The sequence below is a fragment of the Lentzea sp. NBC_00516 genome, assembly GCF_036346835.1.
Taxonomy (GTDB): Bacteria; Actinomycetota; Actinomycetes; order Mycobacteriales; family Pseudonocardiaceae; genus Lentzea; species Lentzea sokolovensis.
In genome coordinates this window covers 3,025,452-3,038,080 of sequence record NZ_CP107840.1, presented here as the reverse complement: position 1 = coordinate 3,038,080, position 12,629 = coordinate 3,025,452, and the positions used below count along the sequence as shown (strand labels likewise).

The window sequence follows — 12,629 nt, the reverse complement described above, 5'->3', positions numbered from 1 at the left end:
TGCTCCTCGTCTGACGCCGTCGGCTTCCGAGGTGTTCAGGTACCTGAACCTTCCTCACCTTGGCCTGACGATGTGGAGCGATCAAGACTCCAATCAGCGCACGACCCGATACGTCACATGCGTGAACGCGGAGCCCGCGCGGGAGTCGACCTGCTCCAGGTTCAGTCCGGGAACGCCGTCGAACAGCCGTGTGCCTGCCCCGAGCGTGATCGGCACGATCCGCAGCCGCAGCTCGTCGACCAGGCCCGCGGTCAGGTACTGGTTGACGGTGGAGGCGCCGCCGTGGATGGAGATGTTGCCGTCCCCTGCCACCTCGCGGGCGAGCTTGAACGCCGCCGCGATGCCCTCGGTCACGAAGTGGAACGTCGTGCCGCCCTCCATCGGCTGCGGCTCGCGCGGGTGATGGGTCAGCACGAAGACCGGCGCGTGGTACGGGGGATTGTCGCCCCACCAACCGTTCCACGGGCGGTCCCACGAACCGCGGACCGGGCCGAACATGTTGCGCCCCATGATGAACGCCTTCGTCTCGGCGAGACGGTCCATCTGCCACTTCTGCTCGGCGGGGTCCTCGAACCACGCGTGGAGCTCGCTGCCCCAGCCGTCGCCGCCGTCGTCACCGAACGGACGGTCCTCGGTCTGGCCGTGCCCGGCCGAGTAGCCGTCGAGGGAGATCGAGAGATCACACGTCACCTTGGTCATGAACCCAGCCTGGACCGGCTGATCCATGACGTCCAATGCCAAAAGCACGCCGTTCTCATTGATAGCCTTGATGAATGCTCAGCCTGGTGCACCTCAAGGTGCTGGCGGCGGTGGCCCGGTGCGGCTCGGTGACCGAGGCCGCCAAACAGCTGCACTACTCCCAGCCGTCGGTGAGCCATCACCTGTCGAGACTGGAGGCGGCCACGGGCGTGCAGCTCGTGCAACGGGTCGGCCGCGGGATCCGCCTGACACCGGAAGGGCAGCTGCTGGCCGCTCGCGCGGCCGAGATCGTGGGCCGTGTCGACGCCGCCACCACCGAACTCGCCGCCCAGGCCGGTCTGCGGGCGGGACGGGTCAGGCTCGCCGCCAACGCGTCCGCCGCCGCCACGATCGTCCCGAGGGTGGCCACAGCCCTGGCGGAAAAGCATCCGGGACTGGAGCTGAGCCTGTTCGAACGGCACCCGGTCGAGGCGTTGCAGATGCTGCGGCACGGCGAGATCGACATCGCCGTGGTGTTCCGGCACGCCGGCACCCCGGTCGAGGAGGGCTTCCGGTTCGTCCACCTCGGCGACGACCCGATCCACCTGATCAGCAGGCAGCCGGACGACAGCCTCGCGAACCACCGGAGCTCCCCGTGGATCGGCGGGTGCGACGCGTGCCAGGAGGAGCTGGAGACGTTGTGCCGCAGCGAGGACTTCGCACCCCGCGTCTCCTCGCACAGCGACGACATGGTGGTCGTGCAGGCTCTCGTCGCGGCCGGAGCGGGTGTCGCGATCCTGCCGGGGCTGGGCCTGAGGGCTCATCGACGGCCGGACGTCCACGCCACCGAGCTCAAGGGCTTCCACCGCGAGATCCACGCGGCCACGTACGGCGACCCGCCCGATCCTCCGGGCGTGGCCGCCGTACTGGCCGCGCTGACGGGAACCGTCAGCGCTTGAGCGTGAAGGTGAAGTCGCCGGAGACCTTGCCGGTCAACCGGATCGCCGACACGACCTTCCCGTCGACGATCAACCGTTCGACCTCGGCCCGCGACAGACCGCACGCGTCCGCGATCAGCCGCACCGGCCTGACCGGGATCCGTGCCGTGAACCGCACCGCCACGTCGATCACCTCCTGGTCGAGGTGATCGGACCCGCCGGTGTCGAGCCGCCAGGCGCCGTCCCAGTCGAGCGAGACCCGGTTGCGGTGCTGCAGAACGGGATCCTGCAGCAGTTCGGGGACGAGCGCCGGATCGTTGGCGTGCAGCCGATCGAGCAGCGCCGGCCGGACGGTGCGGACGTGAGCCCGCTCGAAGATCGTGAGCTTGGCCGTGTCCCCGCACCCCGTGCAGAGGACGAGGAGCCAGGCGTCGAGGACCTTGTGGTTGGCGTTGACGCGGAACTTGCCGCTCGCCCGGAAGCGGTCGGCGGCACACACGTGGCAACGACGACGGACAAGCGGAAGACAGGTGGGCACGACGGCCCAGGTGATGAGCACAGCAGTACACCGATCGGTGAGAAGACCGCAGCAAGAGGAGCGCGGCGCTCAAGAACGCGTCGCGCAACGAAAACCAAGTGCTTGGGGAGGTCTCACACGGTGTACAACGGCACGTCCCAGCCTCGACGACTCAGTCAGGCAGGAAGGTAGCGTCCCTTGCCGGTACCGCTCCATTCAATTTCGGCAGGGTCACGGCGCCGAGCACGCTCTCCAGTTGCTCCCACCTCGTCACGAGGTCCGAGAGCATCAGCATCATCACGTCGGGGAAGGCGTACAGGAAGCTCTGATAGCGATAGTGGTCCAGGTAGAACACCACGACGTCGTCGGTCAGCGCCGTCACCGACGTGGTGCGGGCGTTGAAGAACATGTCGTAGTGACCGAGCAACGCGCCACGGCCGAGCACCGCGCGTTCGTAGATGCCGCCGAAGTCGATCTCGATCTGTCCGGCCGCGACCAGGAACACGCCGTGCGCCTCGTCGTCCTCGTGGAAGAGCACATCCCCTGCGGTGTAGGGGATCTCGTCGAACATCGACGCGAGCGTCTCCAGTTCGGAGTCCGCGAGCGCCGCGAACAACCTCACGCCGTGGGGATCGACGCTGCACCGCAGGCACGCCACCCGTTCGGCGAGTTCGGACGAGGTGATGTGGTTCATCCGCATCCGCACGAACCGCAGCATCCGGTCGGTGTTGCGCGACTGGGCGCGGGACTTGCCGGCGCTGGGCGGGGTGTAGAGGTCCGCGTCGCCGCTGATCCGCGCGGCCTCGCGGCGGCCGGACTCGTAGGCGCTGTGCACACAGCCCCAGTGGTAGGGATTCGTGCCCTCGCCGGCGAAGAACAGCCGGTCGCCGACCGGTTCGGCGAGCGTCGCGATGTCCTTGGACGACGAGCCGACACCGATGCAGGTGTACGAACCCAGCGCGTACGGATCTGACGACCACGTGGTGCGCGAGACGTGGTCGGGAGCAGGAGCGTCCGCACCGAAGAGGTCCTGGACGACCTCGGTCGCGTAGGCCGAGACCTCTTCTGAGGACCAGGTCTCCATCTCACGGCCGAGCGAGGCGCCGAGCAGCATCACCAGGATCGGCTTGCCGTGCGACTTCCACATGCTGATGACGACCGTGGGGTAGCGGTCCGTGTCCCGGCACAGGTAACCGAAGACGTACTGGTCCGTGGGCCAGAACGGTGCGGAGTAGTGCAGTGCGATCTTGTTCAGCGTGCCGAAGCCGAGCCGGGCGATGGCGGACTGCTTGGCCTCGGGCAACGGTGGCCAGAACTCCACGGCACCGGCCTTCAACACCCCCAGCGGCAACGTCACGAGCACCTTGTCCGCCTCGAACATGCCCTGGTCCGTGAACACCCGCCCTTCCTCGACATGCGTGACCACGTGTCCCAGCCGGACGTCCAGCCCGTCGGCCAGAGCGTCCACAACGGACTGATAGCCCTGGTGCAGCGTGCTGTCGCCGTAGCCGTAGACGAGATAGCCGTCTTCCCAGTGCTTCAACGAGAGCTTGTCGGGATCCTCCGCCGCGTCCTCGCGCAGGATCACGTTCAGGTGGTACCGCACGGCCTGTTCGTCCTCGGGGGACAGCCGGCGTTCGGCGAGGATCTTCCGCATCGCCTCGCCCAGCGGGACGTCCGGATGATCTCCCTTGCGCGCCACCGCGGCACGGTGTTCGAGCTCGTGCAGCACCTCGTCGGCCAGTTCGAGGGTCCGGCTCTTGTAGCGGTGGTTCACCGCGCGCCGGTCCGCCCCGAACAGGTCGAGGCTGTCGAACCCGCCGGTGTAGGCGCTGTCCCCGCCCACGTAGCTGTACGGGAGCCCCAGGTCCTCGACCAGTTCGGTGATCGGGTTGCCGTCCGTGCCGTGGATCCAGTGCGCGCCCAGGTCGACCCCGTGCTCGTCGGTCCAGATCCGGCCGCCGACCCGGTCCCGCGCCTCCAGCACGGTGACCGGATGGCCCAGGTCCCGCAACGCGCGCGCCGCGGCCAGGCCGGACACTCCCGCACCCACCACCAGGACGCTCGATCTCGCGTCCTCACCACCAACAGATACCGAGGGCATCGCTCGATTGTCGGGCGGCCATGCGTGGACGGACATTCCCGGATCGTGTGGTCGTACTGGGCCGTACGGGTTGTCCGCGTGGCACCCGAATCTCGTCGTCAAGACGCTCACCTGCGCCGCGCACCTGGGCGAACCGGGACTACCAGGTAGTGACTTGATCTCAAACCGCCGGTATAACTTGTTCTCATGCGCCCACAGTGAGGAAGATCACATGACCCACACAATGACGTGTGACAACGGTTTCGAGGGTCCTTCACGACGTTCGTTCATTACTGGAACAGGTTCTATTCTTGGGGCTGTCGCTCTCGGGGGCGTCACTCCGGTGGCGCGAGCGGCGGCGTCGATCGCCGACGCCGCGGTCATACCCGCTCTCGTGATCGGCACCGGCTACGGCGGAAGCGTGGCGGCCCTGCGTCTCGCCCAGGCCGGGGTCGACGTCCACATGGTCGAGATGGGCATGGCGTGGGACACCCCCGGCGCGGACGGGAAGATCTTCGCGAACACGACGACCCCGGACCAGCGGTCGTTCTGGCTGCGGACCAAGACGAAGCAGCCGCTGAGCCACTTCCTGGGCATCCCGATCGACAAGGCGGTCCCGAAGTACGCGGGCATCCTCGACGCCGAGGAGTTCCCCGGCATCACCGTCTACCAGGGACGTGGTGTCGGTGGCGGCTCGCTCGTCAACGGCGGCATGGCCGTGACGCCGAAGCGGGAGACCTTCGGCGACGTCCTGCCGACGGTGAACGCCGACGAGATGTACAACACCTACTACCCGCGGGCCAACCAGGAGCTCGGCGTCAACATGATCAGGGCGGCCTGGTTCGACTCGACCCCGGCCTACCAGTACGCGCGGGTCGGCCGGAAGCACGCCCAGCGGTCGAACTTCCCGTACGTCTTCGTGCCCACCGTGTACGACTGGAACTACATGGAGCAGGAGGCCGCCGGGACGGTGCCGAAGTCGGCGCTGGCGGGGGAGATCCTGTTCGGCAACAACTACGGCAAGAAGTCGTTGCAGAAGACCTACCTCAGCAAGGTCAGGGCGACCGGCCGCGTCACGATCTCACCGCTGCACCGGGTCGTCGACGTCAGGCCGGCGACGGGCGGTTACAAGGTCACCATCGAGCAGCTCAACACCACCGGTGACGCGATCGCGGTCAAGGAGGTGACCGCGGCGAAGGTGTTCTTCGCGGCGGGCAGCGTCGGCACGAGCAAGCTCCTGGTCAAGCTGAAGGCCACGGGCGCGTTGCCGAACCTGAACGGCGAGGTTGGCAAGGGCTGGGGCGACAACGGCAACGTCATGTGCGGCCGCGCGAACCACATGTGGGACGCGACCGGCACACTGCAGTCGTCCATCCCGACCCTGGGCATCGACAACTGGGCCGCGGGCGGCGCCTTCGCCGAGGTGGCACCGCTACCGACCGGGATCGAGACCTACGCGTCGTTCTACCTCTCGATCACGAAGACCCCGAACCGCGGCCAGTTCACCTGGAACGCCGCCGCGGGCAAGGCCGAGCTGAACTGGCAGACGGCGTGGAAGGAGGTCTCGATCAACGCCGCGAAGTCCATCTTCGACAAGATCAACTCAAAGGAGGGGACGATCTACCGGACCGACCTCTTCGGCGTGTACAAGATCTGGGGCGACCACCTGACCTACCACCCGCTCGGCGGCGCGATCCTGAACAGGGCCACCGACAACTACGGTCGCCTGCAGGGCTATCCGGGGCTGTACGTCATCGACGGGTCGTTGATTCCCGGCAGCACCGTGGTGAACCCGTTCGTCACGATCACGGCGCTGGCCGAGAGGAACATCGAGAAGATCATCGCGACCGATCTCTGAGCGGTCCCGTCCGGACTCCTCAGAACTTCGGTAGCACGCACATCGCGTCGAGGCCGAACACCCGGTTCAGCCTGCCGAACACGAGCCAGGCCCCGATGCTCATCGTGAGTTCCACGATCTCGACCTGGCTGTAGTGCGCGGTCATGCGCGACCAGAACTCGTCGTCGAGACCGTGGTGATCCAGTGCGTACCGCTCGGCGTACTCCGCGGCCAGCCTCGCCCGGTCGTCGAAGGCGTCGGTGGTGCGCCACTGGGTCACCGCGTCGACGAAGTCGTCCTCGACCTTCACGCCGTCGCGTTCGGTCCGCCAGTCGAGGCAGAACATGCAGCCGTTGATCTGCGCGATCCGCAGCCGCGCCGCCTCGAACTCGCGCAGTCCCAGCGTGGTGTGCTGGTAGACGGCGAGCGAGAGGTTCGCGGCGGAGATGCCGATGCCGGGCACCAGTTCGCCCCACACGTACCCGATGGGGTCCTTGCCCTCGGGGATGTCGATGTTCATGGCCTGCTCCTTCCGAGCTTGCCGGCGACGGGACGCAGCGGGACGTCGAGCGCGTCGTAGAGACCGGGATCCGCGCCGGCCAGCCAGTCGATCGCGTTGACGATGCGACCGACCGCCGTGGCGTTGCCGCCGGCGGACCGGTTCTCGCCCTCGTCGACGGCCTCGACCGACACCTCGATGCGCGGCCGGCCCTCGATGATCACCTTGTGCGCGCCGTCGCCCGACGGCGGCATCGGCCAGTCCGTGGCGCACGAGTTGTGGATGCGCGTGACGTGTTCGATGACGATGAGCGGCTCGCCGCCCACGATTCCCTGCACCTCGAACCGGATCGCGCCCTGGGTGCCCTTCTCGAACTCGCCCATGGTCCGCGTCGTCACGGTCTCGTCGAGCGCGCGCCGGTCGACGGTCTCGCGGATCTCGTCGAGCTCCACGCCGAGAGCCCGCGCCAGCAACCGGATCTGCCCGCCCCACACCATGGTCGGCACCGTCGGCATCAGCATCGGGGCCTGGTAGTCGAGCGGCTGGCCGAACCCGATCAGCCACCGCACCGCGTCGGGCTGGTCGTAGGTGGAGTAGTCGAAGATCTCCTGGCAGCGGACCGCGTCGATCGTGCTGCCCAGGCCGCTGATCATCAACGGCAGCACGTCGTTGCCCCAGCCGGGGTCGACGCCGGAGACGAACAGCGAACCGCCGCCCTCCTCGATCGCTTCGAGAACAGGTTCTCGAAGCTCCGGAGGGGCGCTGCGCGGGTCGTAGAGCGCGTAGAGGGACGGCGTGACGACCACCGCGCCCGCCCTGATCGCCTTGGTGATGTCGGCGAGCGCGTCGTCGGGACGGATGTCACCGGACGCCGCGTACACCACGGCACGCGGACTCGCGGCGAGCACCGCGTCGATGTCGTTCGTTGCCGTGATCCCGAGTTCGGTGTCCAGCCCGGCGAGATCGCCCGCGTCGCGGCCGACCTTCTCGGGGTTGTGGACGACCACGGCCGTCAGTTTCAGCGCCGGATGGGCATCGACGGCGCGAATGGCGGCACGGCCGACGTTTCCCGTACCCCACACCACTGTGGCGATCATGTGGTGCAGATTACCTAGAACACGTTCTAGTTGTACAGTGCCCATCCGGCGAGAACCTGGGGGCGTGATCAGGTGTAGAGCCTCACTCCCGACAGCTGACCCGCAGGCCAGCCCGTGTTTCCGGTGAACGTGAGCCGGACGTGCCGGACCTGAACGCCGGGCAGTGCCGCCGTGGCCGAGTTCCCGGTCGCGGGGTCGAAAACGTACCCGGCCGACTGCGCGAGCGGGCTGAACGTCTGGCCGTCGGCACTGCCTTCGATCGTCACGGTCTGGGTCCGCCGTCCCCAGGCGGGGTTCGGTGGGAGCGTGAGCACGGCCCGCCTCACGGCTTGAGCGGTCCCGAGGTCGACCTGGATCCACTGCGGGAAGGCGTTGTTGGCGCTCTCCCAGTACGTGTTCGGGTCGTTGTCGACCGCGAACCCGCTGCCGTAGTGCTGGGTCTGCGAACTGTGGGACGTCGGTCGTCCGGCGGCCAGGTCGACGTCCGGGGCAGGCGGCCCACCGATCCACGGCTGGGTGGGCCTAGTGGCGGTCAGCGCGATCTGGCCCTTGAGCATCCTGCCGCCGTCGCCCGTGAGCCTCATGTAGTAGTCGGCCGAGCAACGCGTGCCGTCCTCGTCCAGCGCGAGGTAACCGGAACCGACGGGCACGTCGGCCAGCGTCTCGGCGGTCTTGCAGATCTGGTTGCCCTCGTTGAACTCGTCGAACATCGAGATGTAGATGCCTTGTGCGCCAAGGCGGACCATGTTGTAGAACTGCCGCCACATGAAGTCGCCGTGCAGCCGTTGCCGCGACCCCACGTCGCCCGGCAGCACGCACGGCTGGTAGTCGATCCCGCGTGCGTCGCACTCGGCCTGGTCGGGGCTGTTCACGTTGGTGTGGAAGCGATCCGTGTCCGCCGGGGTGCCGATCCGGCCGACCATCCACGGCGAGATCATGTCGAACGACCGGTACACGCCCGCGAAGCCCTGCCGCGAGTCCTCGATCTCCAGCCGCCAGTGCGTCGGGACACCGCCGATCACGTAACAGCCCCGCGCCTTGAACCAGTTGATCACGTCCTGACAGGCCTCCGGGCCGAACGGCCGGCCGGGGTCGTTGAACCCGAAACCCCAGACGCAGACGACGGGTTTGCCGTTCTGCCGGGCGTAGGCGGGGGAGGACGTGTAGGCGGACATCTTGTCCAGCCAGTCGGTCTTGATCTCCGACTGCATGTTCGTCCAGTTCGTGACGTCGTACATGATGTAGAACTTCCGCCCGGCCGCCTCCGCGGCGGGCCGGACGTGCGCGGTCACGGCGTCGCGGATCGGGCCCTCGCCGCCGGTCGGGTTGAAGCGCTGCAACGCCGCCGTGTCGATGTTGTTGTCGCGCATCCACTGGAAGTGCACGTCGACGGTCTGCCGGTCGTAGTGGGAGAAGAGCGTGGCGGGCCGGCCGTCGCCGAGGTTCGCGAACGCGGTCTGGTAGGTGCGGGCGTAGTCGCGGACGTCCGGCCACGCGACGATCGAGCTCGTGGGCGGTGCGGGCGGCTGGCTCCAGTTGTCGTTCCAGTGCCACCAGCCGTCGATGGGGGAGTTGTCCCCCCGGCAGGCGAACCAGCCCTGGTACCCGACGGTGATCTTGCCGACGACGTCGCCGGGAGGGCTGACCGCGTGCGCCGGGGCGGGCAGGAGCCCCAGCGCGGGGGCGGCGAGCGCGGTGCTGAGCAGTGTTCGGCGTGACAGGGACATCGCGAACTCCTTTGTCGGCGATTCGACTCCAGAGTGCAAGATGTCAACAAGATCACGCAAGAAGTTGACGAACCGGTCTTTTGGTCGCGGACTTCAGCGACCCGGCCCGCCGCGGGGCGCGTGGATCGAGGACGGCGATCAAGGACGGCGACGTCGTGCCGATCCACCCGATCCGAGGTCAGCGGTTCGAGGGCGGGAACCGGCCGTCGAGGCTGCCGAGCGCCACCAGTTCGGTGTACTGGTCCTGCCACGACCGCTCGGTGGCGAGGAGGTCTGCGAGCCGCTGCACCCATTCCTCGTCGACCGTTCGCTTGGCGCCGGCGGCCAGGTGGCGGGCTGTCTCCTCGCGGGCCTTCAACCATTCGGCCAGCGTGGGGGCCAGCGCGGGGCCGCCTTCGTCTTCGGGCATGGGGGCGACCCTACGCGGTGCGCCTGGTGCTCGCCGCTGGTCATTGGGCTATTGTGGGACCGTTGGAGTACCAGCTGACGGCAACCAGCCGCTGCGGTCCCCGACCCCCGTCCGGTCCGGCGTTTCCGGCCGGAGACAGGAGCACCGGCTTGCAGCCGGAACGCCTTTCCTCCTCTGCTTCTTCTCGATTCGGCACGACGCGCCACGCGGCGGAAGACTTCGCGCAGGCACGTCTGCACGCCGAGACCACCGAGCTCCTGCACCAGCGTCAGGCCGCCAAACGAGTGGCGGAACGTTCCCACGACGCGGTCGACTGCCGTGAACTGCTGTCCATGCTCGGGCTGGCGAACCTGCCGGCCTCCACCGCACTTCACGCATAGGGGTACGCACGTGACTCGAGGAACCGTCAAGTGGTTCAACGGCAGCAAGGGATTCGGCTTCATCGCGCCTGAGGGCGGCGGGCCGGACCTGTTCGTGCACCAGTCCGAGGTGCAGGGGTACGACCACCACGGCATTCCCGACAACCAGGCCGTGGAGTTCGAGGTCGGTGAGGGCCAGAAGGGCCCGCAGGCCCGCTCCGTGCGCCTCGTCTGACCGGGCCCGGTAAGTCCACTGTGGAGTGAGCAGGCCCCCGGCCGCTCACTCCACGGCGTCAGTCCGGCAGCAGTGGCACCGAGATGCCCGGATCCCGTCCCAGCAGCGCCGCCCGCGTCACCGACCGGGACCCGAAGCGGTCACGCACGTCGTCCAGCGCGGCGTCGAGAGCGGCCGGCTTCTGCTCCTCGAACGGCAGCGTCATCTGCATCGGCGCGTCGTTCTGGAGGTTCGTGAGCGACACGCCCAGCAAGGTGATGCCACGGCTTTCGATCAACGGCATCGCCGTGCCGAGCAGTTCTCTCGCCGACGCCAGCAGCACCTCGGTCTCCGTCGTCGGATGCCGCAGGGTGTGAGAACGGGTCGCGCGGCTGAAGTCGGCGAACCGCAGGCGCAGCACCACGGTCCGGCACGCGCGGTGGGCCGTGCGCAGCCGCCGCGAGATGCCGTCGATCAGTGAGGCCAGGATGGCGTCGAGGTCGTCACGGGTGCGTTTCCGGCGGCCCAACGCGCGTTGCGAGCCGATCGACCGGCGGCGTCGTCCAGTGTGGACCGGCCGCGGATCGTGGTTGTGCGCCAACGCGTACAGGTGCCTGCCCGCCGCGCGGCCGATCATCGAGACCAGAGCCGCCTCGCCCAGAGCGGCGACCTCGCCGACCGTGCGCAGACCCAGGCCGTGCAGCTTGGCCGCCGTCACCTCGCCGACACCCCACAGCCGTTCGACCGGCAGCGGGTGCAGGAACTCCAGTTCGTGGCCGGCCGGAACGACCAGCAGCCCGTCCGGCTTCGCGACCCCGCTCGCGACCTTGGCGAGGAACTTCGTGCGCGCCACCCCGACCGTGATCGACAGGCCGACCTGCTCCAGCACGGCCGCCCGCAGTCGTGCGGCGATCACCTCGGGCGGTCCGGCGATCCGGTGCAGGCCACCGACGTCGAGGAACGCCTCGTCGATCGACAGGCCCTCGACCAGCGGTGTCGTGTCGTGGAACACCTCGAACACCGCCTTGCTCGCGGCGGAGTAGGCCGACATCCGCGGCGGCACGACGATCGCGTGCGGGCACAGCCTGCGCGCCGCCGCCCCGCCCATCGCCGTGCGCACGCCGAACGCCTTGGCCTCGTAGCTCGCGGCCAGCACCACCCCGCCGCCCACGATCACCGGACGGCCGCGCAGGCTCGGATCGTCCCGTTGCTCGACGGACGCGTAGAAGGCGTCCAGGTCGGCGTGCAGGATCGGGGTGCTCACGAACACATGTTCGCATCCGTCACCCGTTCAGAACAGTGCCGTCAGGACATGAGAGCACGGGCGATCGGCCACACGCCGGGAGATGTGTTCGACAGAACGGTGATGGTCGTGCCGGTGTGCGGGTCGTGAGTGGACTTGAAGGACTCGCCGGCGTCGTACCCGGCGAGGATCACGGTGTCGGTGGTCTCGTGCAGCCAGAAGCCGAGGCCGTAGCGCAGGGACTCCTCCGGAACGTCGTGGCGTGGCCGCGTCACCTCCTCGGCGTGGTCGCCGGCGAACAACGCGCGCCAGAACTTCGACATGTCGCCCGCGGTGGTGTGGATGCCGCCGTCACCGGTCGCCAGCACGGGCAGGTGGAAGACGTTGGAGCGGTCGAGGCCCTCCAGGTAGCCCACGGCCGCGTCGGCGGGCAGCTCGTCGGAACGCAGGAAGTCCGTCCTGGTCAGGTCGGCCGGGCGGAGCACGCGGTCGCGGACGAGGTCGTGGTAGCCCTGCCCGGCGGCGCGTTCGGCCAGCAGCGCCAGCACCACGTAACCGCCGTTGCAGTAACCGAACCGCTCACCGGCCTTGAACTTCGTGGGATGCCCGTCGAGCAACGGCAGGAACGCCTCGGTCGTGGTCAGCGCGTGCACCGCGCCGATCGCGTAGTCGTCGACCTGCCAGTCGCCTTCCTCGTCGAGGTAGTCGCCGATGCCGGACGTGTGCGTGAGCAGGTGCTCGACCGTCACGTCGTCGGCGATCAGCGGAAGGTCGTCGCCCAGCAACGAGCGGGCGGTGGTGTCCAGCGTCAGCGCGCCCTCGCGGATCAGGGAGAGCACGGTCAGCGCGGTGAACCCCTTGCCGCCACTGGCGATGCCGAACCTGGTGTCCACGGTGTTGGGCACGCCGTACGCGCGGTTCGCGAGCCCGTAGGCCTTCGCGAACTCGATCTCTCCGGCGTGGTCGATCCGCACCACGCCGGAGAAACCCGTGTCCTGAGCGATCTTGTCGATGTCTCCCAACGGCAT

General features: G+C 68.3%; 13 protein-coding genes. 4 read left to right on the top strand and 9 right to left on the bottom strand.

Annotation, left to right across the window (positions count from 1 at the left end):
* Positions 1-93: 93 nt before the first annotated feature.
* Positions 94-699, bottom strand: coding sequence for a dihydrofolate reductase family protein (locus OG205_RS13640; protein ID WP_330276597.1), 606 nt, complete (start codon positions 697-699; stop codon positions 94-96).
* 74 nt (positions 700-773) lie between these two features.
* On the opposite strand from OG205_RS13640, the gene OG205_RS13635 reads away from it, so the two are divergent.
* Entirely contained in the window at positions 774-1,637 is an 864-nt protein-coding gene (locus OG205_RS13635) for a LysR family transcriptional regulator (RefSeq protein ID WP_330276596.1), read from the top strand.
* On the opposite strand, the gene OG205_RS13630 is transcribed toward OG205_RS13635, so the two are convergent.
* Together OG205_RS13630 and OG205_RS13625 are read right to left on the bottom strand one after the other, a co-directional pair.
* Positions 1,627-2,115 (bottom strand): DUF1062 domain-containing protein, encoded by a 489-nt coding sequence (locus OG205_RS13630; protein ID WP_330276595.1) that lies wholly within the window; start codon positions 2,113-2,115, stop codon positions 1,627-1,629. The two genes, OG205_RS13635 and OG205_RS13630, sit on opposite strands and share 11 nt — an antisense overlap.
* 190 nt (positions 2,116-2,305) lie before the next feature.
* Complete coding sequence (locus tag OG205_RS13625) at positions 2,306-4,237, bottom strand: FAD-dependent oxidoreductase (protein ID WP_330276594.1); 1,932 nt, start codon at positions 4,235-4,237, stop codon at positions 2,306-2,308.
* A gap of 223 nt (positions 4,238-4,460) precedes the next feature.
* Between OG205_RS13625 and OG205_RS13620 the strand changes: the two genes are divergently transcribed.
* Positions 4,461-6,074: a GMC oxidoreductase gene (locus OG205_RS13620; RefSeq protein ID WP_330278161.1), complete on the top strand. Its 1,614-nt coding sequence runs from the start codon at positions 4,461-4,463 to the stop codon at positions 6,072-6,074.
* Between the two features lie 19 nt (positions 6,075-6,093).
* Here the strand turns inward: OG205_RS13620 and OG205_RS13615 are convergent, their stop codons facing one another.
* The 4 genes from OG205_RS13615 to OG205_RS13600 all read right to left on the bottom strand — a co-directional run bounded on the left by OG205_RS13615 (position 6,094) and on the right by OG205_RS13600 (position 9,785).
* On the bottom strand, positions 6,094-6,573 hold the full coding sequence (locus OG205_RS13615) for a carboxymuconolactone decarboxylase family protein (RefSeq protein WP_330276593.1): 480 nt from the start codon (positions 6,571-6,573) through the stop codon (positions 6,094-6,096).
* On the bottom strand, positions 6,570-7,649 hold the full coding sequence (locus OG205_RS13610) for an NAD(P)H-dependent amine dehydrogenase family protein (RefSeq protein ID WP_330276592.1): 1,080 nt from the start codon (positions 7,647-7,649) through the stop codon (positions 6,570-6,572). Before OG205_RS13610 ends, OG205_RS13615 begins: the two co-directional genes overlap by 4 nt.
* A gap of 68 nt (positions 7,650-7,717) precedes the next feature.
* Positions 7,718-9,376, bottom strand: a complete 1,659-nt coding sequence (locus OG205_RS13605; protein WP_330276591.1) for a discoidin domain-containing protein — start codon at positions 9,374-9,376, stop codon at positions 7,718-7,720.
* 178 nt (positions 9,377-9,554) lie between these two features.
* Complete coding sequence (locus OG205_RS13600) at positions 9,555-9,785, bottom strand: hypothetical protein (protein WP_330276590.1); 231 nt, start codon at positions 9,783-9,785, stop codon at positions 9,555-9,557.
* 149 nt (positions 9,786-9,934) lie between these two features.
* On the opposite strand from OG205_RS13600, the gene OG205_RS13595 reads away from it, so the two are divergent.
* The gene (locus tag OG205_RS13595) at positions 9,935-10,165 is read left to right on the top strand and encodes a hypothetical protein (protein ID WP_330276589.1); all 231 of its coding nucleotides are present in this window, start codon (positions 9,935-9,937) and stop codon (positions 10,163-10,165) included.
* A gap of 10 nt (positions 10,166-10,175) precedes the next feature.
* A complete protein-coding gene (locus tag OG205_RS13590; RefSeq protein ID WP_093601844.1) occupies positions 10,176-10,379 on the top strand; it encodes a cold-shock protein in 204 nt (67 codons plus the stop codon).
* A gap of 58 nt (positions 10,380-10,437) precedes the next feature.
* On the opposite strand, the gene dinB is transcribed toward OG205_RS13590, so the two are convergent.
* A complete protein-coding gene (gene dinB / locus OG205_RS13585) occupies positions 10,438-11,628 on the bottom strand; it encodes a DNA polymerase IV (RefSeq protein ID WP_330276588.1) in 1,191 nt (396 codons plus the stop codon).
* A 35-nt stretch (positions 11,629-11,663) separates the two neighbouring features.
* A complete protein-coding gene (locus tag OG205_RS13580) occupies positions 11,664-12,629 on the bottom strand; it encodes a serine hydrolase domain-containing protein (protein ID WP_330276587.1) in 966 nt (321 codons plus the stop codon).